20 protein-coding genes, 3 pseudogenes and 1 other annotated feature are annotated in these 25,022 nt (G+C 59.3%); of the genes and pseudogenes, 11 read left to right on the forward strand and 12 right to left on the reverse strand.

Annotated elements, in window-relative coordinates; genetic code table 11:
- Nucleotides 1-106: 106 nt before the first annotated feature.
- Together AFE_RS07435 and AFE_RS07440 are read left to right on the forward strand one after the other, a co-directional pair.
- Nucleotides 107-805 (forward strand): hypothetical protein, encoded by a 699-nt coding sequence (locus AFE_RS07435; RefSeq protein ID WP_146778652.1) that lies wholly within the window; start codon nt 107-109, stop codon nt 803-805.
- Nucleotides 806-1,238: 433 nt separating this feature from the next.
- Nucleotides 1,239-1,589 carry a hypothetical protein gene (locus tag AFE_RS07440; RefSeq protein WP_041645825.1) on the forward strand — a complete coding sequence of 117 codons (351 nt, stop codon included), beginning with the start codon at nt 1,239-1,241 and terminating at the stop codon, nt 1,587-1,589.
- A 649-nt stretch (nt 1,590-2,238) separates the two neighbouring features.
- Here AFE_RS07440 and AFE_RS17080 read toward each other — a convergent pair.
- The 11 genes and pseudogenes from AFE_RS17080 to AFE_RS17085 form a co-directional block, all read right to left on the reverse strand.
- Nucleotides 2,239-2,406, reverse strand: a pseudogene (locus tag AFE_RS17080) (helix-turn-helix domain-containing protein); the annotation flags it as partial.
- 217 nt (nt 2,407-2,623) lie between these two features.
- Complete coding sequence (locus AFE_RS07450) at nt 2,624-3,760, reverse strand: ABC transporter permease (RefSeq protein WP_009562152.1); 1,137 nt, start codon at nt 3,758-3,760, stop codon at nt 2,624-2,626.
- Nucleotides 3,761-3,763: 3 nt separating this feature from the next.
- The gene (locus AFE_RS07455; RefSeq protein WP_012607125.1) at nt 3,764-4,897 is read right to left on the reverse strand and encodes an ABC transporter permease; all 1,134 of its coding nucleotides are present in this window, start codon (nt 4,895-4,897) and stop codon (nt 3,764-3,766) included.
- Nucleotides 4,894-5,847, reverse strand: a complete 954-nt coding sequence (locus AFE_RS07460) for an ABC transporter ATP-binding protein (protein ID WP_041645828.1) — start codon at nt 5,845-5,847, stop codon at nt 4,894-4,896. Before AFE_RS07460 ends, AFE_RS07455 begins: the two co-directional genes overlap by 4 nt.
- Entirely contained in the window at nt 5,837-6,787 is a 951-nt protein-coding gene (locus AFE_RS07465; protein WP_009561830.1) for an ABC transporter ATP-binding protein, read from the reverse strand. Before AFE_RS07465 ends, AFE_RS07460 begins: the two co-directional genes overlap by 11 nt.
- Nucleotides 6,784-7,779 (reverse strand): HlyD family secretion protein, encoded by a 996-nt coding sequence (locus AFE_RS07470; RefSeq protein WP_012607128.1) that lies wholly within the window; start codon nt 7,777-7,779, stop codon nt 6,784-6,786. Before AFE_RS07470 ends, AFE_RS07465 begins: the two co-directional genes overlap by 4 nt.
- A 607-nt stretch (nt 7,780-8,386) precedes the next feature.
- Nucleotides 8,387-9,628 (reverse strand): annotated as a pseudogene (locus tag AFE_RS07475) (IS3 family transposase).
- Nucleotides 9,228-9,344, reverse strand: a sequence feature (AL1L pseudoknot). (Overlaps the previous pseudogene by 117 nt.)
- 56 nt (nt 9,629-9,684) lie before the next feature.
- Nucleotides 9,685-10,898 (reverse strand): annotated as a pseudogene (locus AFE_RS16760) (IS701 family transposase); the annotation flags it as partial.
- Between the two features lie 391 nt (nt 10,899-11,289).
- Nucleotides 11,290-11,862 (reverse strand): PIN domain-containing protein, encoded by a 573-nt coding sequence (locus AFE_RS07490; protein WP_009566509.1) that lies wholly within the window; start codon nt 11,860-11,862, stop codon nt 11,290-11,292.
- Nucleotides 11,863-12,327: a helix-turn-helix domain-containing protein gene (locus AFE_RS07495; RefSeq protein WP_009566508.1), complete on the reverse strand. Its 465-nt coding sequence runs from the start codon at nt 12,325-12,327 to the stop codon at nt 11,863-11,865.
- A gap of 17 nt (nt 12,328-12,344) precedes the next feature.
- Nucleotides 12,345-12,623: a TIR domain-containing protein gene (locus AFE_RS17085; RefSeq protein ID WP_009566507.1), complete on the reverse strand. Its 279-nt coding sequence runs from the start codon at nt 12,621-12,623 to the stop codon at nt 12,345-12,347.
- Nucleotides 12,624-12,762: 139 nt separating this feature from the next.
- On the opposite strand from AFE_RS17085, the gene AFE_RS07500 reads away from it, so the two are divergent.
- The 9 genes from AFE_RS07500 to AFE_RS07540 all read left to right on the forward strand — a co-directional run bounded on the left by AFE_RS07500 (nt 12,763) and on the right by AFE_RS07540 (nt 24,291).
- Nucleotides 12,763-17,112, forward strand: coding sequence for a DUF3560 domain-containing protein (locus AFE_RS07500; protein WP_012607132.1), 4,350 nt, complete (start codon nt 12,763-12,765; stop codon nt 17,110-17,112).
- Between the two features lie 58 nt (nt 17,113-17,170).
- Nucleotides 17,171-18,367, forward strand: a complete 1,197-nt coding sequence (locus AFE_RS07505) for a hypothetical protein (protein WP_012607133.1) — start codon at nt 17,171-17,173, stop codon at nt 18,365-18,367.
- Nucleotides 18,364-18,642, forward strand: coding sequence for a hypothetical protein (locus AFE_RS07510; protein ID WP_012607134.1), 279 nt, complete (start codon nt 18,364-18,366; stop codon nt 18,640-18,642). Before AFE_RS07505 ends, AFE_RS07510 begins: the two co-directional genes overlap by 4 nt.
- Nucleotides 18,643-18,652: 10 nt before the next feature.
- Nucleotides 18,653-19,042 (forward strand): hypothetical protein, encoded by a 390-nt coding sequence (locus AFE_RS07515; RefSeq protein WP_012607135.1) that lies wholly within the window; start codon nt 18,653-18,655, stop codon nt 19,040-19,042.
- A 22-nt stretch (nt 19,043-19,064) separates the two neighbouring features.
- Nucleotides 19,065-20,024 carry an LPD7 domain-containing protein gene (locus AFE_RS07520; protein WP_012607136.1) on the forward strand — a complete coding sequence of 320 codons (960 nt, stop codon included), beginning with the start codon at nt 19,065-19,067 and terminating at the stop codon, nt 20,022-20,024.
- A gap of 63 nt (nt 20,025-20,087) precedes the next feature.
- Nucleotides 20,088-20,867, forward strand: a complete 780-nt coding sequence (locus AFE_RS07525) for a hypothetical protein (protein ID WP_012607137.1) — start codon at nt 20,088-20,090, stop codon at nt 20,865-20,867.
- On the forward strand, nt 20,867-22,417 hold the full coding sequence (locus AFE_RS07530; protein ID WP_012607138.1) for a DUF3363 domain-containing protein: 1,551 nt from the start codon (nt 20,867-20,869) through the stop codon (nt 22,415-22,417). Before AFE_RS07525 ends, AFE_RS07530 begins: the two co-directional genes overlap by 1 nt.
- Nucleotides 22,418-23,277: 860 nt before the next feature.
- Nucleotides 23,278-23,457 carry a Thivi_2564 family membrane protein gene (locus AFE_RS16990; protein ID WP_009569006.1) on the forward strand — a complete coding sequence of 60 codons (180 nt, stop codon included), beginning with the start codon at nt 23,278-23,280 and terminating at the stop codon, nt 23,455-23,457.
- Nucleotides 23,458-23,475: 18 nt separating this feature from the next.
- Nucleotides 23,476-24,291, forward strand: a complete 816-nt coding sequence (locus tag AFE_RS07540) for a hypothetical protein (RefSeq protein ID WP_009569008.1) — start codon at nt 23,476-23,478, stop codon at nt 24,289-24,291.
- A 416-nt stretch (nt 24,292-24,707) separates the two neighbouring features.
- On the opposite strand, the gene AFE_RS07545 is transcribed toward AFE_RS07540, so the two are convergent.
- Nucleotides 24,708-24,965: a hypothetical protein gene (locus tag AFE_RS07545; RefSeq protein WP_236608984.1), complete on the reverse strand. Its 258-nt coding sequence runs from the start codon at nt 24,963-24,965 to the stop codon at nt 24,708-24,710.
- Nucleotides 24,966-25,022 lie beyond the last annotated feature (57 nt).

A 25,022-nucleotide genomic window follows, 5' to 3' on the forward strand; every position in this document is an offset into this window, starting at 1 on the left:
ATTGACTAGCCTTGTCCAACGACACAGAGTCTGAACGGGGTAGCATGTTTCCACGCTGAGATGAGTCTGAAAGCGGACTGGAGTCTGGGATCATCCGGAGATGATCGTGACTCTACATACCGAAAAACTCAGCACCCTGGAGCAACTGCGTGCCTTCGCCGACGGCACCCAGGCCAGCTCCTTTGAGGCGTCTAGCTGCCAGGAAGCCTATGACTGTATCGCCGACACCCTGCGCCGTTTCCACTACGAGCTGCGCCGCAAGGCCGACAAAGGGCTTATCACCCGCTTTCTCTGCCAGGTGACAGGGCTATCCCGTCAGCAAGTGGTCCGGCATATCCGCCAGTTCCGTGAGACCCGGCAGGTCCAGGACCGGCGCGGGGCACCCGCCAAGCCGTTTGCGCGGCGCTACACGGACGAGGACGTGCACCTGCTGGCCGAGCTGGACCGTCTGCACGCCTTCCTTCTTGATGGCTTCAAACATCATCAGTGCGGTACGTCGGTCGCGCTTGGGCGGTGTGCGTCGGCTTCCAGCCACAATCTCAGCCGGGCCTCAAATGGCGTCAGCTTGACGATGGCGCGGGCTCTGCAACACGTGGGCTTGGTACCGTCTGGCGCCCGCAGCCACTTCTTGATGGTGTTGCGCGACAGACTGGTGCGTCGCCCAATCTCGCTGATGGATACATGTTCCCGGAAGAACATCCGACGAACCTTCGCATACATGACCATGGTAATCACCTCTTCATTCCTCCTTCTTAAAAAAGCAGGATACGTCGTGGGTTACCTGGTCAAAATTCAACGCGCATAAGCGCGTCTAAATGGTCAATATTGGGTTAGCGTCCACATCCGTGACTTCAGTTCCGTGTTTTCCGCGAGAAGAAATCGGATCAGATCATCCTTGGCAGCGGGGTCCATCGCGCTCAGGTTAGGCTGATTCATATCATCCTTGTGGCTTGATAGCTTGCGACATTTTACGTCAAAACGATCCATGAAACACTAGGTGGTGAACAGTTACCACCATGATTTATATATAGATATTACACAAGCAACAGAATCATGTTTGTTTTTTGTAACAGTTATTTAACATGTGCACACGCTGGGCATAATGTAACACTCTGGAGCTTGCAGTTATTTTCATATGGCACATTATTTGCTTATTATTTATCGAAACAGCCGCGCCTGACTAAAAGCGCCGAAGACAAGGGAAATGCCCGACACCTTCATTGTGGAGGGGAAGTGCCATGAACAAAATAGCTGACAGGAATTTTATTTCTACCATGAGCCTTGAGGAAGATGTGGAAGCTCTTGTGAGGGATATTTCCTTCTGTTGTGGGCGAAATGTGTGTATATCGTGCTATGAGATACATGATGCCAACACGGGAGAATGCATAAACGCCAATGTATTATCTCTCTCTCCCGAATTCCGGGAACGGTTCAACCTTCTGAAAGAAAAGTTTGAGGCAGCAACTGCGGAACTCCTGAAAGAGAAATACCCGCTTCAGACTGACCATGATAACCAAGATGATGAAGGCTCGGAGTGGATGTGGTGCCGCCTTCGTTCAGTGGCACCGCTTTTTTGCGTAGCAACATGAGTTGCTGACACATGGGGCAAAAACCCTCGTTCCCAGCCAATCCTCACTTTTACAACCGTGGCAGGGACTAGGATTGAAGCAAAATTGTGAGAAGCTGAGCCATTCATCAATATTATGCCATCGATGTAACTGTTCATTGCCCTTTTCCGGCGCCAGAATCCCATCCATTGATGCACCTTGCCCCCCACCCAATCAGTCCGATCAGGAGCTTTCAATCACTCGGGCCACCTCCCCGTGGCACTTTGAGCATCTTCCCTTCAGGATTAGGTTGCCGTCCTAGAGGGTTCCGGAGAAATCGGTGATTGTCACTGAGCATCGGCATTGCCAGCACCAAACATTGGCCAATAATATATCTTCCACCGCTTTGTCGAAGAAAAAGGACGGAAGATAAAGGGGTTCAGCGAAGCCGCCCTGCATACCATGAACCACTACGACTGGCCTGGCCCGCAGATACTGATGAAGTCCCACTCCACGCAGCGGCGCTTTCCATCACCGCGTTCGGTCAGGCCCCGATGGTGTGCTCGAACGAGGCGATTTGCCGTTTCCACGCTCGCTGCCGGAGTTTCAGCGGTTGTTCCCAGATGAGGCGGTGTGCGCAGCCTAACTTGAGCGTGCGCGATGGAGCAATGGGTTTGCTTGCTCTCTGGAATGCGCCCAACTTCGGGATCGGCTGATGCTCGCGTTGATAGCGGGGTTCGGTTTCGGCTTTGAGGTACTTCCTGACAGTATTGCGGGAAAGCCTGAAATCCCGGGCAATGGCGCTGATGCTCTCGCCCTTGACCAGGTGGCGTCGACGCAACTTGACGATGGTTTCCATGCATAACACTCCAGGTCCCTCCGGCCAAAGACCGGATGATGGCACAAACCCGGGGTGGTCAATTTTGCACGCCAATCACCCCGATAACCTGGTCAGTTTTGCACGCCGGTTAACATAAGTATCTTTCGACGTCTCACGTGGTCAACTGCCTCAATGCTTTGAGACGGGTGCGCAGGCGGAATCCACCATTCGCGTGGGAGTGCGCTGAAATGCCGTACTAATCAAGTGATTTACGAAAACGCAGCACGCTTATCGTCAACATTATCAACGCGAGCAATGCCAAGGCCCCGAGTTCCGGCCAGAGTACCGCGAAGCCTACCCCTTTGAGAAAAACCGCCCGGATGATCACCAAAAAATAACGCAACGGATTGATCATGGTAAACCATTGCAAGACTTTTGGCATGGCGGCGATCGGAAAAGCGAATCCCGAAAGGATGAAAAAGGGATTGAGCAGAAAGAAATTGAGGGCGAAGGCTTGCTGCTGCGTGCGCGAAAAAGTTGACATCAGTAAACCCATGCCCACCACCGCCAGCAAAAACAGTGCGGACCCGACCAGCATCACCCATGGGTCACCGATGAAAGGCACGTGGAACCAGGCGATGCCGACGAAACTGACCAGCGCGATGTCGCCGAGCCCAATGAGGAAAAATGGCACGGTCTTGCCGAGAATGAACTCAACGGGCCGGATTGGGCTGACGAGAATCTGTTCGAGCGTGCCAACCTCGCGCTCGCGTACGATGGCGAACGCGGTGAGGCTGACCACCTGCATCAGTGTCAGGGTGCCGATCACTCCGGGGATGAAGAACCAGCGCTCGTCGAGCCCTTCGTTGAACCAGGGGCGCATCTGCAGCGAAATACCGACGACCGGAGCCGCAGCGGGGCCTGGCCGGGAAGGAAAGACGCGGCTTGCCGCCTGCTCGGTGGAGAAGTTGGCGACGATCTGGGCGATGTAGCCGAGTGCAATGAGTGCCGTGTTCGAGTTTGTACCATCCACGATGACTTGCAGTGGTGCGCTCTTCCCGTTTTCCAGGTCGCGGCTGAAGCCGGCGTGAATGACGATGGCGATCACGGCCCTGTCGTGGTCGATGTCGCTGGTGATTTCCCTCTGATTCGTGGCCATGTCGACGATGTCGAAGCGGGAGGTGGCGGCGAAATGCGAGATCAGGCTGCGGCTGGCCTGGCTCTGATCGAGATCGAGCACTGCGGTGGTGACATGGTGCACGGTGAAGGTGGCGGCATAGCCGAAGACAAGCATCTGGAGAATCATCGGGACTATGAGGCGGAACATCGCCCAGCGATCGCGCCGGAGTTCCAGGAACTCCTTCATCAGCATGACCGAGAGACGCTCGAACATGGCCTACAGATGCTTGCGGAAGGCTCTGGCGGCGAGCCAGATGATGATCGCGGCATAGGCGACGAGGCCGAGGACTGGCGTCCACAGATCGGTCAGCCCGCTACCCTTGAGGAAGATCGCGCGCAGAATGGTAACGTAGTATCGCGAATAGACGGCATATGTGAGGACCTGGATCGCAGCCGGCATCTGGTCGATGGGGAAGGTGTAGCCTGACAGGAGGGTGGTAGGCAGCATGGTCAGCAAAAGGGCGACCTGGCTCGCCCCGAGTTGGTTGCGGATGCGCACGGAGATGAGGTAGCCGATCCCCAGCACGACAAGGTCGAAGAGGGCGGTCGTCACGAACAGTATGCCGATGCTTCCGCGGAACGGGACGTGGAACCAGAAGACTGCGACGGCCAGGCAGAACGCCGCATCGAGCAAACCGATGGCGAAGTACGGTATAAGCTTGCCGAACATGACCTCGAGCGGAGTGACCGGGGTTGAGATCAGTTGCTCCATGGTTCCCCGCTCCCACTCGCGCGAGATGGTCAGCGAGGTGAGCTGGGCGCCGACCAGCGCAAGGATCACCGCGACTACCCCAGGGATGATGAAGTTGCGGCTTTCCAGGGTTTCATTGAACCAGACGCTGGGTTCGAAATCGACCTGTCCGACCAGCGACGGCTGAACGCCATGGCTGGCGGCCCATCGGGCAGCAATCGTGGCATTGGCTTGGGCGACCACACCCTGGGCATAGCCCATCGCTATGTTGGTGGTATTGACGTCGGTGGCGTCGAAGATGGCTTGCACCGGCGCACTTCCGGTCGCGGCGAGGGTGCGGGAGAAGTCCACCGGGATGACGACCGCTGCGGCGCATTCACCGCGGTCCATTGCCCGGCGGATGCCGGCCTCGGAGGCGATGGTATGGCTGATGGTGAACCAGTTCGAAGCCGTGAAATCGTCGACTACCGCGCGGCTGGCCTGGCTGTTCTCCTGGTCGTAGACGCACAGGGGCACGTGCTTGATGTCGAGACTCACGCCGTAGCCGAGCAGGCCCATTTGCATCAGCGGCATCAGCAGCGCGACGGCCAGGCTGCGCGGATCCCGCCAGACTTGCAGCGTCTCCTTGTAAGCCATGGCCAGTAGGCGCTGAATATTCACGACGCGGCCCTTGTTTCACGCGTGGTGGAAACCAGTCTGACGAAAACGTCTTCCAGGGAGGGTGTGGCGGGGCGGACTGACCCGACCCGGATTTCCCGTTCGGCAAGAAACCGGGGAAGCTCCTCGGCCGAAAGGCCGCCTTGGCCGAGCACGATATGGAGCTTGTCGCCGAAGATGGCTGCTTCGACCACCCCCCGTGCGCTGCCGAGCGCCTTGAGCGCGGCGCCCAATGGCACGCAGTCGACCTCAAAGAGATCGCCGCCCAGACTCCGTTGACGTAACTCGCTCGGGGTACCCATGGCAACGAGCCTACCCCCATCGATGAGGGCAATACGATTGCAGTATTCCGCCTCCTCCATGTAATGGGTGGAGACCAGGATGGCGACGCCCCCGGCCGCCAGTTCGTGGATGAGGTCCCAGAAGCGCCGCCGGGCCTCGGGCTCGACCCCGGAAGTAGGCTCATCCAGGAAAAGGATAGGTGGGCGGTGAAGGATGGCGCAACCGAGGGCCAGGCGCTGTTTCCATCCTCCTGCAAGCGTTCGTACCAAGACATCCTCCCGCCCCTCCAGTCCGGCCATGGAAATGGCGAAGCGCATCCGTTCGCCAAGGTCGTGATGCGGCACCCGATAAATGCCGGCAAAAAACCGCAGGTTTTCACGAACCGTCAGGTCACCGTAAAGCGAGAATTTTTGCGACATGTAACCGATGTGTTCGCGCACCTCCTCCGGTTGCCGTCCCACATCGAAGCCAGCCACCGATGCCCGGCCCTCGCTGGGGCGCAACAGGCCGCACAGCATGCGGATGGTGGTTGACTTTCCTGCCCCGTTGGGGCCGATAAAGCCGACGACCTCGCCCTTTTCGATCCGCAGATCGAGGTGATCGACGGCGGTGAAACTGGCGAATCGTTTGGTCAGTCCCTCGGCCAAGACTGCCGGGTTATCAGGGCTCATGCGGCTTCTCCTCTCCGAGGAGAGCGACGAAGACATCCTCGATGCCGGGTTCGGCGGGCGTGATCACGGCGTCCGCGATGCCCTGGTCGGCGACGGCGGCGCGTAGTTCGGGGATACGCCGCCCGGCGTCGTCGACACGCACGTGGACGCGGTCACCCATGAGGAGGGCGCCGAGTACTCCGGGTTTGCCAGACACGGCCCCGCGCACGTCGCGCGGGTGAGCGGAGGCAATGGCGAGCAGAGCTCCCGGCATGGCCTCCTTCAGGTGTTGCGGAGTGTCGCAATGGCGTATTTCTCCGCCGTGGAGCAGAGCCAGGCGGGAGCAGCGCTCCGCTTCATCCATGTAAGCGGTGGAGAGTACGATGGTCACGCCGCCCTCACGCAGGTTGTAGAGGATCGCCCAGAAATCACGGCGGGAGACGGGATCGACCCCGGTGGTCGGCTCATCGAGCAGCAGCACCCGGGGGGTGTGGATGAGGGCGCAGATGAGGCCGAGTTTCTGCTTCATGCCGCCCGAAAGCTGGCCGGCCAGCCGGTGCCGAAAAGGAAGGAGTCCGGCAGCTTCCAGCAGCTCCTGGCTGCGCGCGATGCGCTCGCCGCGCGGCACGCCGAAGAGGGCTCCATAAAAGAAGATGTTCTCCGCAATGGTGAGATCCTCATAGAGACCAAAGCGCTGCGGCATGTAGCTCAGATGCAATTTGGCGCGCTCGGCCTCGGCGACGACATCCACGCCGTCGACAAGGATTTCGCCTGCGTCGGGGCGCAGCACGGCGGCCAGCATCCGCATGATGGTGGTCTTGCCCGCCCCATCCGGGCCGACCAACCCGAAAATTTCCCCCTGGGCGACCGCCAGGTCAATATCCCGCACCGCTCGCACCGCTCCGAAGCTCTTGCTGAGCCCGTGCACTCTGACGGCAATTTCGTTAACCTCTGCCATCATCGTCCCGCCGGCAAAAGCGCGATCGTCGCATCCGCCGGCATTCCAGGGAGCAGTTCATGTGTCGGGTTGTAGATGTCAATGCGGATTCGGTATACGAGCGTAACCCGTTCTGCGTGGGTTTCCACCGTTTTGGGGGTGAACTCGGCCTGCGATGCGATGAAGCCGATGCGGCCGTGATAGACCTTTCCGGGGTAGGTGTCGGTAGTGACGTCGACCGGTTCACCGAGGCGGACCTGCCCCAGATTGGTTTCATTCACATAGGCACGGAGCCAGACATGGTCGAGGTCGTCGAGGGTGAAGATCGCTACCCCGGGGCTGGCCAACTCGCCCAGCTCAGCCTCGCGTACCGCCAGAACACCGCTGAAAGGCGCTCGCAACGTAGTATAGGATAAGGTCACTTCGTCGAGCTTCATTTTTGCGTCGGCCGCGGTGAGGTTGGCGCGCGCAAGAGAAATGTTGTCACGCGCCACCCGGACCAATGCCTGATCGCGGGCGAGTGCGGCAGATGCTTGCGCCGCGGCGGTGAAGGCAAGGTCATAAGCCTGACGGGAAACGGCACCCAGCGGAAGTTGTTCCTTGTCGCGGGCAAGGTCGCGCCGCTTCTCGGCAAGGTCGAAGCGGTCGCTCACGACCGTGTTTTGGGCGGCGGCGAGATTGCTGGTGTCTACGGCAACCTGTCGGCTCGCCACCTCTAGGTTGGAACGATCAATCTGCACCTGCTGGCGATAGAGACGGTTATCTACCCGGGCCAGTGGAGTGCCGGCCTTGACGTACTTGCCTTCGTCGAAGGGGAGATAGACGATCGGCGCCTGGACGTCGGTGAAGCTCAATACGCTCTGATGGGCCTCGATGTTGCCGGAAACCACGACATGCGCGGGCCCAGCCGACGGACCGAACAAAGCCTGCCGGATGGGTCCCCAAAACAGCAGCCCGACTGCAACAAGGATGAGAATGATGACTGCGGCTATGCCAAAACGCGTGCGGGGCGTCATACTCACCGGATTTCGGGTACATCGCCCCATAACGACGATGGTCGCGTTTCTGGCATTAGTGGATTGATTGGGCATTCGGGCTGCGATGAGACCGCGGTCGGATGACCATATGGTGCATTCACAGTTGGTCGATGCACCCTAGACCGTCGTCGAGCGCCGAAGTGGATATTGGACGCGACCTTCACTGTTTGCGCGTCGCAGTACCACAAGCCGGGGCATTTATGGCATGGCGGATGGGTTGGGTTCACGGCACCCCCATAATTTTCATTGGACTGGCTTTGGGGGGTCAACCTTCCGCTCGTACGGTAAGGTCTACTCCAACTGCCTCAGTATAAAGCACTATAGGCCGATGGCCGGTGGTTGGGTAGATCTGTGACTGAAGTTTAGACATACAACCCCCTCGCCAGATCTTCTTGGTGGCGATATGGCGCAATAAATTCGGGTTAAAACTGAGTCAGGCGGCCTTTTTGCGGGGTGGGTCATCGGTATCGGCCCAAAAGGCGGGTGTGGGGCACTGGAATTTCCCGGACTTCGGATCAAAGCCCTTCCAGAAGAGGAACCCGCAGAAATTGTTGAACCGCCCCGGGTTTCGTGGAGGCCATTTGGTTTAAGTGCAGGCCGTTAATTCGGTCTGTTCGGCGAGTTGCCGATAGTAGTTTGCCTCAGCTTTTGCCGGAGGGATATAGCCGATAGGTTCGAGCAGCCTGACATGGTTGAAACCACGCCACCCATTCGAGGGTCGCCAGTTCCACCGCTTCCCGCGTCCTCCACGGGCCGCGCCGGTGAATCAGTTCCGCCTTGTACAGCCCATTGATCGTCTCGGCCAGGGCATTGTCATAGCTGTCGCCCTTGCTGCCCACGGAGGGTTCAACACCCGCTTCGGCGAGACGCTCGCTGTAGCGGATGCTGACGTACTGCGAGCCCCGGTCAGAGTGATGCACGAGGCTGCCATCGCATTCGGGCTGACGGGCGTAGAGCGCCTGCTCCAGTGCGTCCAGCACGAAGTCCGTCGTCATGCTTCGACTCACTCGCCAGCCAACGATGCGCCGGGCGAACACGTCGATCACGAAGGCCACATACAGCCAGCCCTGCCAGGTCGAACCATAGGTGAAATCCGAGACCCAGAGCTGGTTCGGCCGATCCGCCTTGAACTGGCGGTTCACCCGATCCAGCGGGCACGGTTGTTTGGAGTCGGGTACCGTCGTGCGCACGCTTTTACCCCGCACCGCGCCGCGCAATCCCAGGCGGTTCATCAGGCGCTCGACGGTGCAGCGCGCGACCTCGGTGCCTTCGCGCTTCATCTGCCGCCAGACCTTGTCCGCGCCGTAGACCTGAAGATTGGCCTGCCAGACGCGTTCGATCTTGGGTATCAATACATCGTCGCGTTGCGCACGCGCACAACGCAGCGCGGGATTGCGCTGGCGTGTGGCATGAAGCCGGTAGCCCGACGGGGCGATCTGCAAGACACGGCAGATCGGCTCGACCCCAAAAACATCACGATGCGTATCGACAAAGGTGTTCATGACTTCAGACGGCGGTCGAGCTCCGCCTGGGCAAAAAACGCACTTGCCAGCTTCAGGATTTCGTTGGCACGGCGCAATTCCTTGACCTCACGCTCCAGCGCCTTGATACGTTCACACTCTTCGCTGGTGACGCCGTCGCGCAATCCGGTATCGACTTCATGCCGTTTAACCCATTCATGCAAGGTATGGGGCGAACAGCCGATCTTAGGAGCAATAGACTCCACCGCCGCCCAGGGCGAAGAATACTCGCCGCGGTGTTCCTGCACCATGCGCACCGCGCGTTCGCGAACTTCAGGGGAATATTTGGGTGTTTTAGCTTTGTTCATCATGGCTCCATTCTCTTGGAAAAAGGAGCCTCCTCAAAATCCGGGGCGGTTCATTGTAGATGCAGCCATTGGGCCATTAATCCTGCGGTGACGGGGGTAGCGATACGCCAAGGCGCTACCGTGGTCATGGGGAAGTCCTCCGCGACCGTTTCCGCGAGGATCTGCACCATGGACCAGGCGATGCAACGAATTTGCACCCAGCGTTCGAGAACAGCGCGCCTTTGCTGCCAGAGGTTATGGATGCCCCACCAGCGTTTCAGATTGTGGAAGAGGGGTTCGATCTGCCAGCGGTTACTGTAGAGGGCGACGATTTCGCTGGCGGCGAGATCCGTCTCGGAAGCGAGATAGAGGCGGGTGGGAGACCACCGATGATGCCTTTCATCGTAGATCGCACTCCATACGGCACGGACCGGATGGCCGTTCAGGAATCGTGCATTGGCGATGATGGATTGAAGACGGACCTTCTGCCATTTCCCATAGACAAACAGGTTGAGGATCTCCGTGGGGAGTGTGGCAATGGCTTCTGGGGTCAGTTTGTCCCCATATTTCCGGGGCCGACCCCGTTGTACTTTGGCGGATTTGGGCGGGGGTTGCCGATACAGTGCGGTATCATGGCGCCCCTGGCCGATGAACTGGCCTGCCGGCTGCAGGCCGCTCTGACGCAGCAGGGGCAAGAGCAGGCGGCGGCGCATGAACCAAGCATCGGTGAGCAACCGGATGGGTACGGGGATGTGGGGTATAAAGGCGCGCAGCAATGCCCCGGCGATTTTCGGCTTGTGGGTATTGCCGGTAAGGGGCACGAGGCGCAAGCGAATGGGAAAGGAAAGGGCTTTGCCGGAGCGGCTACGCAAGGTCAACGCCAGGCCTACCCAGTTCTGAGCGAGAACATAGCGGGGACGGTTGTGCTTATGGCTGTGATCGAAGTGGATGGCCGCACCTGGGGCCTTGGTAGAGTGTCGCAGGACCAGCGTATCGTCGATGATCATCTCGACGATCGGCAGCAACGGCAAAACGGACAGGAGCCAACGGACTTGAGCGATGGCCAAAGCCTGTGTCCGCAAGGATTCACGCTCCAGGAGTTTGTAATAAGTGGTCCAATGGCAGCGCAGTGAAATATGGCTGAGGGCGCGGGTGACCCAGCCTTCGGGCGAGATCAGACAACCGCAAAAAGCAGCTCAACAAAACTGCGCCGCGAGCGGGGCGGCACGACCGTCAGAAAGTAGGAAATCCACTCCGAGAGGCGGAGGGCAACGAGACGATGAAAGGGCATGGCAGTGATTCCGAGAAGCCTAAAACGCTCCTCATTGGCCGACCCTTTTTTACAAGGGTCGGCCGCACGGCACCATCACCGTGTCAAGCACTTTCGTAGCAAAAATAGCAGATAAAAACCCGGCAGTGCCGGGCTGAATGTCTAAACTGGAGGATCTGTGATATACTACTCAATTACCGTACGACTGAGCCGCATCAAACGTATCATGGCGCCACCGTCACCGGCGTACCGGGAACCTCGAAGAACCAGTCGTTTTTGATCGGTACAGAAGATCTCAGGTGGGGCCGTAACACTGTAACGCCTCCTGCGGGCATCCAGGCAAAATCCGTAAGTCCCCAGTTTGGGACGTCATGGAAAAATGGTGCTGGATGAGGCAGGTTAACCGAGTCCGTCAGATCGCTACCTTCCACTCCCGCAACTGGCCGACGGTCTGTGTCAGTCCCTGCTTGAGCAGCGTGTCTAGGTACTCGTCAACTGTCTTGGGTGGGTACTTCAGCGATCGGCGATGGTTGGCAGCCGCCTCGCACACTCGGGCTGCGTGCAGATCCAGTAGATCGAAGATGAAGTCGTCGGGATGCTGGGCGGTCAGGTTGTAGGGTTTGAGCCGTTCCGGCGGAAAATCCTTCAGGTTGAACGTCACGATCAGGCTGGCACCACCGTGAATAGCGGCAGCCACCACATGCCGGTCATCGGCGTCCGGCAACTCGACGGACGGGATCAGATGCTCGAAGCCGGTGACCAGGCTGTCGCGGACATGGTCATTCATCAACAACCGCGTTCGCTCCAGGTCTTCGGCCTTCAGATCTGGCCGCTGCTTCAGAACGTTACGCGTCCACTCGTCGTGGATCATGTCCGTCCAACGCGCCCGGTACAGATCGGTCAGCGCCAGGCGCATCAGCAGGTCGCGCAACGGTGCCGGGTAGAGCACGCACGCGTCGTAGACGACGATGAAGTTCGAACTCATTCATTCGTACCCCATCTTGAGCGCCTGGGCTTGCTCGGCCAGTGCATCAAGGGCCTTGCTGCGCTCAGCGTCGATCCGCTCCTTGTACGCGATCACGTCCTGGTAACGGACACGACGATGAGTTCCGATCTTGTGGAATGGGATCTCACCGCGCTCCAGCAACTGGACGAGGAACGGTCGCGAGACGTTGAGTACGTCCGCTGCGTCTTGTGTTGTCAGTTCGGCGTGGATCGGGATGATACTGACCGCGTTGCCCTCACCGATTTCGGTCAGTACGTCCACGAGAAGGCGCAGCGCCGACACTGGGACGCGGACCGAATGAGACGCGCCCTTGTCGTTGAATATCTCAATCTGCTGGGTTTCCGCGCGGGTCTGAAGGAAGGCGGACAGCGCCCGGCCGCTCTCACGGGCGATGGCAACTTCTTCGGCCGTCGGCAACGAATGGGTGGGAGAGCGTGTGGTCATGGCAGCCTCCAGGGAGCTTAAAACAGCATTATGGGAGGAAGTATAATCGAAATAAACGAATAATCGCAACATCCGAAACAGGATGGTCTTGCCGGGCAGGTAACCAAAGGGACACCTACGCTCTTGCCATGTTTGAGACTCTCGGTGATCTCCCATTCGACCCACTTGCTCTCAGCACTGTCAGGAGTCAGGTGGACCGCTGTCACCGGTGTCCGATGGATGCGCTCGCGGATTTTCTGTTTGATATCGTCCTCATTCTCGCTGTTGACCGTCTGTTTCAACGAAAAAGTCGTCATACATAGCTTATGAGCGGCCTTTTAGCAGAAATCACGACGATGATGGGCCGCTGTTTCCCTGCTTTCGGCCCGATAAAGCTATACCACGATCGCCCGATCTATACCCTCCAGTCGAAGATTGACTGCGCTGGAGAGTACGATGCCCGTCCCCACCCCGTCCCGTTCCGGGAACAACGCCGAAAAGAAAGACCATCGTCTTGAGCTTGCCGACAGACTGATTGAACAGATCGAACAGGGCACGGCGCGATGGCAGCGCCCCTGGAAGGCTGGAGAGATCCTTGCGCCCGTGAATGCGGTGACCGGAAAGCCCTACCGTGGGGTGAATTACGAAAACCTGATGGTTTTTTCGCCGGACCCGTCTGATCCTCGCTGGTGTACCTACAAACAGGCCCAGGAGCAGGGCTGGCAGGTGCGCCAGGGTGCTTCCGGCTTGCCGCTGGAAGTCTGGAAGGAATACGAGCACAAGCGCACAGAGGAAGAAATCCAGCGATTGGAGAAACAGGGTGTGACAGATCCCGAGCCGACGGAGCGCCGGCTGGGTGTCCGGTATTACACCGTGTTTCACGCCTCGCAGATGGACGGCATCCCGCCTCTGGAGCGCCAGGAGCCGGACCTGAAACTGGAGGGCAAGCCGGATGTGCGGTTGCCAAAGCTGGCCGAGCACCTGGGCGTGGAATTGCGGTACGGCGGCGGCCGGGCGTTTTATCGTCCGTCGGAAGACCGGGTGCAGATGCCTCCCGTGGAATTTTTCGAGCAGGCTGTGGGGCATGACACCACCCTCCTGCACGAACTGTCCCATGCCACAGGTCATGAGAGACGACTGAACCGCGATCTGAAAAACTCCTTCGGCAGTGAGAAGTACGCCATTGAGGAGTTGCGGGCGGAGATGTCGGCGGCCATGACCGCGGCGAGTTTGGGGATCGGCTTTGATCCCGCATCCCAGGACCTGGAAGAAGGCCGCGAGATGGGTAATTCCGCAGCCTACCTCGCTTCATGGCTCAAAGCCCTGCCGAAGAAAGAGCGCAAGCAGATCCTGATGCAGGCCATCAAAGATGCCCAGGGGATCAGCGACTATCTGATCGAACGGACGCCGGAATTGCAGGTGGAGCAGGAGCGACCAGCCCTCTCCCGTGGCGATTACGTCCGATACAGGAATGAGATTAGGCAAGAGGTTGAGGGCGTGGTGTTTGACGCCGCCCAGGCCGGTGAAGCGACGCGACTGAGGCGCATCTACCGGTGGCCCAACGGCACCCCCGGCCTGGACGGGGCGGACCACATCGCGCCCACGGTACTGCCTAATGACCTGGTGGAACACATCCCGGGCGCTGTCATCCCCGGTCCGGATCTGGACGCCATCGATCCGCAGACCGATGCGTACCAACGCACCATGGGCATGGACGATTCGCGCGATCGGGCGGGCCGCGCCGTGCTCATGGCGGTCGAAACCGCACGCGGGCAGCCGGAGCGGGCGGCGGCCCTGCAGGCGGCAGCCTTGCCGGAACGCGCCCTGGACTCGGAGCTGATTGCGTTTCTTGAAAACCGCAACAGCGTCCGGCAAGGCGAACACCCGGACTTTGCCGGACTGAGCGATCTCGTCGCCAATGCCGAAGCCTTCGTGGAGCGGCAAGGCCGTACCGATCCCCAGCGTTCCGCGCAATGGGCCAGAGCGCTTCAGGAAAGCCCGGTGGCTTATGGCGAGGCTGTGGGCCTCAGTCCGGCCACGGCGGGTCTCGTTGCTACTCAGCTGAATGCGGGGGTGCAGCGCATGGAACGACCCCAGGTCGGCGATCTCGTGCGTTTTGAACCGCATGAACCGGGCGTGACATCCAGTCCCTTCTCAGGACGGATCATCACGGCCCTGGATACCTCTGGCGGCGATATCCGCTATCAGTTGCGGGCGGAGACGGGGCCAGATCAGGGTATGGAGGCACGGGTCTATGGTCGAGACGGACAGTTCCGCGAGATCGCTCTGGAGCAGGCCGTGGGATTCGACCGGGCTCTCGCTCCAGAGGCAAAGAAAGCCCCCCAGATGAAGGAACAGGCGCTTCAGGAGTACCAGGCGTTTTACGCCCAGTTGCCACAGCGGGAAGAGAAACTGGTGACGGTAGTCCGCGAGCGCTCCGAGCGTCTGGCTCCGGCGGATTTTCGGGGCTTCTCCGACATGATGCGGGATTTCCGCACAGGCGTGGACGATACCTTTGGGGTCCTCCGGGAGGGAGAAAACCGGGGAGCGTCGGCCCCGGAATTGCGCCTGGCGCAGGCATTCTCTCTGGAAGAAATTTCCGATCTGCCCGCCGTCCAAACCGCCCATGACCAGGCAAGACGGCTTGGCGAGCGATTTCACGATCTGGACCGGGAAATCCGGGACACTTTCAAGGCACGGCTCAGGGAGCATGGCAAGGCACTGCTGGAGTCCGGCAGCCTGCGCGAACCCCGGGAAATCGCGCAGGCGACCTACTGGAAGCACGGGATTGAGGCAAGTCCGGACAGCCCGATGATCGGAAAAGTGGTCGGGGCGATTCAGGACAAGGATCTCAAAACCCTGCTGGGAATGATTGGCCACAACAGCCAAAACCCGGGATCGGAAGAGGTATTTACGCACATTACGGGTGTAAAACTGGGCAAGACCCAAAAAGAACGGGTCGCACAGTTGCTGGACTGGGCCGGCCCTGAAAAGGCGCAGGCCCTGCGGGAAAGCAATGCGCTGGCGGAGCGGGAACGGGAAGCTCGGGGCTTGCGGGATGGCGTGGTCAGCGCCTGGGCGGATCTGAAGGGTCTGCGCGTGGATGTTGGTGGCCAGGTGGTGAATGGACAGGAGTATGTAACGCTGAAAGTCGCAGGCGGCCAGGATCGCATTGCTTCTGGCAAGGAGGGTGCGGCAACCACGTACCATCTGGTCAATGACCGGGGCGAGTATTCCCGCGTCAAGGACGTGCGGTTCACGGCCTTTGCCAAGCGGGTTTTGGCCATGGACGCCGATGGTATGGTGCGTAACGCCCTGGAGAAGGCGGACATTGTGCAAGGGATTGCGCCGGAAGGGGTTACCCCGAAACCGGCTGCCGATCTTCAGAAAGAGCAAAAAACATCAGAAGCTCCCGGGAAGAACGCCTACGAGCAAAAAATCGAGGCGCGCAAGGAACGGTATCTTGCCCTTTCGGAAAAGACCCGGGCGCGGGCGAAAGCCCGCATGGAGCAGGCCAGGCGCATGGCGGACGCCATCCCTTTTGGTCAGCCGATCCTGGTTGGCCACCACAGCGAAAAACGCGATCGAAAGTTTCGTGAGCGTATCCACCAGAACTTTGGCAAAGGCTTCGACCTGCTGGAGAAGGCAGCGTATTACGAACGCCGCGCCAAGGGCGTCAACGACTACGCCATCAGCGCGGATGATCCGGATGCCGTGAAAAAACTCAGGGAACGGGTGGAGAATCTGAAGTCTTCCCAGGAGCGCATGAAGGCGGCGAACGCCGCCATCCGCAAACATCAGAAGGAGGGCCCCGAGGCGCAGCAGGCGGCCCTGGAGCGTCTGGGTTTCCAGCCGGACCGGGCAAAAGCCATTTTGACCCCGGATGTCATGGGGACCGTGGGTTTTGCGTCGTACTCCCTCAGCAACAATAACGCCAACATCCGGCGGCTGGAAGATCGTATTCAGATCCTGGAAAAGGCCCAGGCCCTGGAGGACCGTGAGACACCGTATGCCTGGGGAACGGTTCGGGAGAACAGGGAGATCAACCGCATCCAGTTCCGGTTCGAGGACAAGCCTGACGAAGAGGTCCGCAATCTCATGAAGTCGAGCGGCTTTCGGTGGGCGCCTTCCGAGGGCGCCTGGCAACGGCAGTGGACGGGCAATGCCGTATATGCCGCGCGGGATGTTATCAAAAAGCTGGACGCACTGATGCCGCCCGAGCAGACGGTGGCAGCACCAGAACCGGCCCAACGGCTCGACAACGCCCCCGCCCCAAAAGGTCATGCGGTGCATCCATCTGATGCTATCCGCGACCCAGGTGCCGCGCTGGTTGCGGCCATCAAGGACCGCGACGGCGACTGGTACCACCTTTCCGTGCAGGAAAACGATGGCCGTCTGGTGGGGACCTTGCAGCGGCGCGATGCGGAAACGGGTCTGGTGGAGACGATGCCAGCCGGTGTTTTTCAGCCTGACGTGAATTATGGGGTGGTGGCCAGGTTTGAGCGCGAGTCCGGGGAACTCCTGGCGGTTGGCCTTTCCCGTGGTCGGGATGGTGGTGTGGAACTGAAGGTCTTTTCCCAGTCGAGGGACGCCGCAGTCTTCGCCTGGCAGCGGATTCATGAGTACCCGGGGCATCTGAAGGCCAACGACGCGCTCCAGAAAACCCCGGACCACCGGGAGGGCAAGGTTATCGAACAGGCTTTGGGCGTGGACCCGAAGAGGCTCGATCCCCTGCCGGCGCGGGAAGCCTACAAGTCCCCCGCCAGACTGCAGGAGCGACAGAAGCAGCAGGGCATGGAGTTCTAGGACATAGAGCGTATGAAAGTTTTTTGACATCTTTTGCTGAGACGAAAAGGAGAAAGTGATGGCTACTCGAATGATGCAACGGAACAACCTGGCGGATGCTTTTGTGCTGGTCAATGACGAACAGACCAACGCAGCACTGAAAGCCGCGCGGGAACAGATTGGGGACGCGGAATGGAAGAAGGGGTACTCCCCGGAGAACAAGGCGATCGTCCGCGACGCTCTGAAGGAACATGGGGCACGGTACGAACAGCTGCTAAAGGGCAATCTGGTGGGTGTGCAGGTCGCGGAAACGCAGGCCAATGGGGAGACCTTCAGGAAGCTGCGCGTCACGCTGGAGAACGAAGCCGGCAGGACCATCCTGTCGGCGGACATGGGCTCCGAGTTTGCTCAGCGGCTGATCACCAAGCTCGACACAGCGACGCGGGAACATGCCGGAGGCGAAATCAGCATTGGCGCCTTTGCCAAGCAGACGGAGCGGGATGATCGGACTTTCGTGGATCATGTGGCCACCATGAAGGGCCCTGACGGGCAGGAAGTTCCGGCTACTCCCGGGCACTTCGAGAAGGCCAGGGAGCGGGTGGAGGCGGCACAAAAGCCGATGCTGGATGCCGGTATGAAGGACAGGAAGATCCTGAACCAGATCGCCGCCAGCACCCGGGAGAGCTACTTCGCCGAGGTTGCCGCTGGTCTGTCTGAGCGGCTGGTGGAGCAAGGGATTACGCCGAAAACCGTAGCGAACGAGCGCGGCGAATTCCCGGCCCTGGAGGCGGGCATCAAGGATCGCGATGGCACCTGGCACAACATGTCCGCCTATGAGAAAGATGGGCACCTGGTGGGGACCTTGCAGCGGCGCGGCGGCCAGCCCGGAGAGTACGAGAAGGTGCCGCTGGAGTTTCACCCGGGAGAACTCGGCGGCTTGCAGGCGGAGGCACAGTTTACGGATGGTGCTCCACTGCTGGTTTCGCTGTCCCGGTCGGAGCCCTCTGAGACACAGCCTTCCAAGGTGGATGTGCGCATCTTCGCCAAGGGCCAGGATCTGGAGGGGAAGGACACCCTGGAGCAGATTCACGAGCACCCAGGGCGTCTGCGGGCCAACGACGCGCTTCAGAAGATCCCGGATCATCGGGAGGGCAAGGCCATCGAGCAGGCGTTGGGCGTGGATCCGAAGATGCTCAACCCGGTACCGGCGCGTGAGGCCCAAAGAGCTCCAGCTAAAGCACAGGAGAAGCAGCATTCCCAAGGGGTGCAGCTATGAGTCTGGCCGAAGAACTACTGGAGTGGGCCGAGGAAGAGCTGGAGCGCGGCGACGCCGCGCACCGGGAGCGGGTTGCGCTGATCCTCGCGCAACTCCGTGAACTGCCCGACCCCGAATCGCTGCCGGTCGGGTCCACCCAGAGATTTCTCGCACAACGGCGCGTGGACAAACTGGCCGAGAGCGCCGAAGGGCTGGGTTTTGAAACGCCCGGGAAGGCGCTGAAAAAGGAGATCGGCAAACAGATTGCCGGTCACGTTCTGGGCATAGAACTGTAAGGAGACGGTGATGTTCGGATTTTTCAAGGCCCTGACGGGGTTCCGTCACACCCTTGCAGGGAGCGAATCCACGAAGGGGAAAGGCCAGTGCAATCTGTGTATTGGCGGTCATCCGGATCATCTGCGTCCGGTGGACGATTCCCAGGGGCTGGGCGGGTATCAGCTGGCCATCGAGGCGCTGATTCGTGATGAATCACCCGAGGTGATTTATCTTCTCTCGGAAACCGGAGACCTGTCCGTGGTCCGCAAGAGTCTGGAGTACCTTTCCCGAATCGGCGGGCAGGTCGGCGTTGCCGATCAGCTTCCCGATGAGGAAGTGGCCGCCATTTTTGGTGTCGATGTCCGGTCGTACCAGTCCGCCGTTGTGAATCCGCAGGGGGATGCGGCGGCCTATGGTTGAGGCAATTTCGCGCGGAGGTCACATGGCAGCACAATTAGATCACCTTTTGTCCTACGGCCCTATGGATGTAGTGGCCAGCAATGATGAGAAGAACCCAGGGCTTCACATCGTCCACATGGATGCGGAAAACCGCGCGTTCATTCCCCAGGATGACCCACTGCATCGGGAAATCCGGAACCTCATTGAAAAAAACCCGCATAGCAAAGGCTTTGTGGCCAACCAGATCCACGCACGTCTGGAGCAGGAGGGGCGCTGGGATGGGCCGGGGTTGCACCCTGCGAAGGGGCATGATGCCGAGGGCCTGAGTTTCACCCCATCCCTGAACCCGGAGCAGGAGAAGGGCGAGGCCCTGAATGTCGGAGAGACTCTGGCCCAGGGGACTGCAGGGCCAGAGATTGCGGAACCCGCACAGCCAGCGCCTGAAAAATCGGTTGAAGCGGAAATTGCGGACGCGACTGGGAAAAAGCCCGATCAGGAACCGCAGCAAAGGACGATAACGGAACCCGACCCCCTTGCGGATTGGCCAGGGACATCCCAGAAGTCCCCTGAGCCGCTCATGCCGCCGGAGAAGCCACGATTCGAGCGCAAGAATCCGCCGGAAGTCCTCTTCGCCAATCCCAAAGGCAAGCCCTATGTGCTGGATCATGGCGACAAGGTGACGGTGACGAACCGCGCCATGCTGGGTTTGGGGCGGGAAGCTGCGGAGAAACGGCAAAAAGCGGTCGAGATCGGCCTGAAAGCCGCCGTGGACCGGTTTGGGGAGCCTGTGCGTTTTCAGGGCAATCGTGCCTTCCTGGAAGAGACGGTGAAGGTTGCCCTGGAGCCCGGCGGTCCCATGGCCCGGGACATCTACGAACGGGCGATCAAGGAGCGCGGGAATCAGCTTGGACCGTCGAAGGGCTGCACCCTGCCAAGGGTTGCCCCATATCGGGCGCCGGAGAAGAAGCGGGAAGTGGATAAAGGCAAAGGCATCGGGCTCTGAGGCCGGTTATCCCTCCGTGCGCTGATCTATACCCTGTCGATGCTCCTGATGACAGGAATGGCCATGGATGAACTGGACGAAATCGCACAACTGGAGGCGGCAGGTCAGAAGCTGATGGCCGAACCCATCTCCGCGCTGCGAAAACGGGAGGCGGCAGAGGCAAAGCGGGCGTCCATCGCGGACTCCGTCCATGTCGAAGCCCTGCTCGCCGAGATCCGTGATCGCCTGGATCTCCTGTTGCAGGCGAATGGCTCCTCGCAGGGTACCAACGCCTCGCAGGGTGCCAACCCGTCGCAGGGGAGCCTTCCTGAAACCCCGCCGGTTCCCGACACGTCGGTTCCCACAGCCGAGGAAACCGATGAACTCCGGAAAGTGTTTCCGCATGAGGACGCAGGCCCGCCAGTGGCAGCCCCGCCGCGTGCAGCCCTGCCGGGTGCAGCCCCCGCGAACATCATGATTTCCGACCCGGATATGACACGGTTGTTGGCCACCGTGGAGGACCGGGTGACCCGTCATGCGTTGACGCACCATTCTTCGGTCGTCGTTCTGCTGGGGTGGGCAATGGCCCTGCTGGCGGCGGGTCTGGGCATGGGGTATGGCGCCATCGTCGCGTCGGGTCGGTATCCATTCTGGGCTACGGCCAGCCAAGCCAGTGTTCTGTCCAGGATTTCCGCCGCAGTTCTCGGTGCCCCGGTTGGTGTGGTCCTGTTACCCATCGCGGGGGCAATCCTCTGGGAAGCAAGCAAGGAAGCCAGCAGTGAGAAGCAGCAAACGGTATGGAGACTGGCGGCGATCGGGGTATTTCTCGCGGGCATTCTGCTTCCCCTGTTTTCGCTGTTCTGATGAATCCCAAAACATCACCCAGCCAAACCCGGAAGGGGCGATTTCTGTCGTCCACCGAAACGCTGGATGATCAGCTTTCTCCGGACGGTTCTCCACGTGGACACCATCGCGCAGTCGCATCTCGTGTTCACAACAAGGTGCATCGAGTAAGGGGGAAACAGGGATCCGGGGCGGTACGCTCCCTGATCAGGCGTCTGCTTCCCCATGCCGGGAGCAATTTCTACAAGGCCCCGTCGTCCCGAGGGCCGGCGTTGCAGCATGCCGGGCGTCGCTGCACGGTAAAGGTGTCCTATGTGCGGAGCAAGGGGCCGGATCAGTGGCAGGCCCACGGCAAGTACCTGAGCCGCGAGGGCGCGCAGCAGGACGGCGAGAAAGGCGAGGGCTTTGACCGGGATTCCGATAGCGTCAACCTGTCGTCGCGTTTGTCTTCCTGGCAGGAGGAAAACGATCCACACCTGTTCAAGGTCATTCTGGCACCCGAAGACCCGCTGCGGCCAGAGGCCCTGCGGGATATGACGCGCCGATTCAATGCGCGCATCCAGCGGCAGATCGGGCGGGATTATGAGTGGGCGGCCATCGACCACCACAACACCAGCCACCCCCATGTTCACCTGCTGATTCGTGGCAAGGGCAAGCTCGAACTGGAGCCAGATATGATTCGCCGGGGGATGCGCGCCGCCGCCCAGGAGATTCTCACGGAAAGCCTGGGATATCGCAGCGAACGGGAAATTCAGGCAGCGCGGGAGCGGGAACTGGATCAGCGGCGTTTCACCGCCCTGGATCGGGGAATTCTCGACAAGGCGACATCCGCGCCGCAAGGCGGCCACCTGCAAGGCTATTCACTGGTCGATGAGTCGCCCCCCAACTTATTGAATGACAAAGATCGCGAAAACCGACGACTCCGGCTCGCCCGACTGGAAAAGCTCGTGGAAATTGGTGTGGCCGACAAGATCGGGCCGAATCTCTGGCGACTGGAGCCTGGTTGGGACAAGGCCCTCAAGGAGCTCCAGATATTGCAGACCCGGACGAAGATGCTGGCTGAGGCGCGGGCCTTGATGACGGAGCCTCGCTGCCCGCCACAGGTCACGAAGATCCGGGCAGGCGACCGTCTGGTGGGACGTGTGCTGAGTACGGGACTGGATGAGCAATATGACCGCAGCTTCGTACTCATCGAGGGCGTCGATAACCGGGCGCACATCGTCTACCAGACGGGATCGATAGAGAAAGCCAGAGGAAGGCAGGATCTGGGCCTTCGGCATCTCGTCGCCCTCACCGGCCTCGACCGTGGCGTTGCCGTCAAGGACTACGGCATCGAGATCCCGGACCAGGGCTGGAAACGGACAGAGATTCCCGAAGCGGCACTGGATGACCAACTGGCGCATGAACGACGGAATCCACCCAAGGAAATGATGGACCCGACTACCGGCTTCGCGGCGGAATGGCATCGCCGGCTGCTGGATCGGCGCAAGCAAAAAGAGAAAGAACGGGCACTACAGAAAAAACGGGCCCGGGAACAGGCAAAGCCGCAGCGGGGATCGGAGATCGAGTAGAGATTTGGGAGCGGGAATGGACAAGATTGGGGATTTTGCGTTCAGTGTGTTGGTATACTCTTGCTGCTGGATCATATTCAGGAAGCGAAAGACGGTGGATTTTTTCGTGCGGTGAGCTACTGGATCAGCCTTGGTGCGGAAAGCCGTGAAGGCAGTGCCGAAGATCGTGTTTTGTGATACCTGTCAGAAGTATATGACCCCGGTATCTCTTTGCCCTGGGTGAGCCGCCTGCTGGCGGGCTTGGGGTTAGTCGGTTGCGTGGCGGCGCTAATCATACTGGTCAACGGGCTCTGCTCCCTCTATCTCATGTCAGCTCCACTTTCGCGGTATTGGATCGGTTGGTTTGAAATGGCCATGCTCATCGGTGTCCTTCTGCCTATTTGGTGATATTTTCTGGAAAATGGCGGGACACGGTCAATCAGCGGCGACTCGGTGCTGATTGCAGGATTTTTGGCAATCTTGATCGAGCGGCCGCAGTAGCCTATGGGTTGCGAAACAAATATCCAGACGCATCCGATGTACCTACCACCTGGGTCTGCTTCCGCCGACGGCAAAGCTCTTGATGGCGCCGCTCAGGTAAGGCCAGAATGAATCGCAGAGCCTGTCCGTTTGCTCAAGGTTAGTCGCCTAGTCAGGCCACCGGGATCACGACACGCCGGCCGGTGGACGACGAAATATATGCTATACTTCAAGGTGATATTTATAAGGACTTGTTGTGGTATGGTATTGATAGTTTAAATTGTTCTTCTGCTTGGTAGATTATAAGTTTTGCTTCATTAATAAACATAACCAATACGATGCTGTGCGGGTGTTAGAGATAGAACCAAATATTGCTACAATACAGACCAAGGAGATATGAGATGACACCTTTGATTCACATAGTGCTGGTCCTGATCGTGGTTGGCGTCCTTCTCTGGCTCGTCAATAACTATATACCCATGGCATCTTCCATTAAGTCAATACTGAATCTGGTCGTGGTCGTTGTTGTGATTTTATGGCTGCTAAGCGTCTTTGGGATTTTTAGTCTTCCCTCCAGATAAAGCCAGCGAGGTGCTACTGTGGATGATCTCATCATAAGCATGAACTACGGGCGTGCGGTGGACATCATGCGCGCAAATAGCCCATTGGATTTGTTAACTCGCTTGGGGACAAGTGTGCAGGACAAAGCTCAGGACATGGTGATGTTCTGGCGTAAAAAACTTTTCAGGAAGGATGTCGTGGGGGTATTAATGGGGCTATATTGTGCTGTTATGGGTCTGGCTTATTCCCAGTTCGCTGCAGCGCAAATCATCAGTGATCCTGCTGACGCCTGTAGCTTTCTGGCACGTAATGTCTTGCCAGTGAACACCTCAGAGCAACAAGCCGTACAGAATACCGAGGCGTTGGAGCCCGTTCCCACACCTGTGCCGGTATATCTGGATCCTCCCGAGATCATCGCGCGTGTTGCGCACATACCAGGCGCGCCTTATCTTACGGCCGTTAGCGGAAACACCATACGCTGTGTCGCGGTAGCGCCGCAGTGGCTATTACCCCTGTCTACGCCAGAACGCACCTGGCTCATTCTCGTGGGTATCGCCAACAGTCAGGATCCGCACACTTACCATCTGTTGGTGCTCGCGGCCGGCAATCAACTGCCCGGATGGCTCTCCGGACTTACCGACTGGTTTGGCAAGCGCGCAGCCCACCAAGCCATCCTGCGCTCAGAGACGCAGGCCACGATCTGGTTGGCGCAGGATCATGGGGGTGCCGTGGGCATCGCCAGCCATGCGATACTCATGTTGGGCAGGGTGCCAACTTTTGCCACGAACCCCTGGTTGCCATCGCTCGTGGAACAACTTGCGGCCATCGGGAAAGCGTTCACAGTTCCAGGTTAAGAGGTGGCAAGTATCGAAACTTTCAGTGGTCAGTGACTGTTTCCGCTGTAATGTGCTGCACGACCGGTTGGGCGAAAGAACCAGCCCGCACGGCCTGCGCGAGATCCACAGTCTTGCCCACCCGAGTTCGACAGTTCATCGGCAAAAATCGTCAATTTCGTAACGCCGCCCCAGCATTCATGGGAGTTTCAGCGCCTATTTTCTAAAACTTCTGCGGTGGCACGTTTTATCACGTAGTCTCTTTTATTGACATGCCTATGAACGCTGATAACGTGGCGGCATGCATGTGAAGATAACCACCTCCGGCAGTCGCTGCTATGTGCAGCTTGTCGAGTCCTACCGGGATGATGCCGGAAAGGTCAAAAAGCGCAAAAATTCAGCCTAAACCCTGGTCAAAATTGGACGCTGTTAGGTGGTCAATTTTCGACGCTGATTGACAGGGATCGATAAAGAAAGCCCGTGGACGGCAGGATCTGGGACTTCGGCATCTCATCGCCCTCACCGGCCTCGACCGCGGCGTTGCCGTCAAGGACTACGGCATCGAGATCCCGGACCAGGGCTGGAAACGGACGGAGATTCCCGAAGCGGCACTGGATGACCAACTCGCGCATGAACGACGGAATCCACCCAAGGAAATGATGGACCCGACTACCGGCTTCGCGGCGGCGTGGCACAGACGGCTCCTGGAGCGGCGCAAGCAAAAAGAGAAAGAACGGGCACTACAGAAAAAA

Origin of the sequence: Acidithiobacillus ferrooxidans ATCC 23270 (genome assembly GCF_000021485.1) — a bacterium.
Classification (GTDB): domain Bacteria; phylum Pseudomonadota; class Gammaproteobacteria; order Acidithiobacillales; family Acidithiobacillaceae; genus Acidithiobacillus; species Acidithiobacillus ferrooxidans.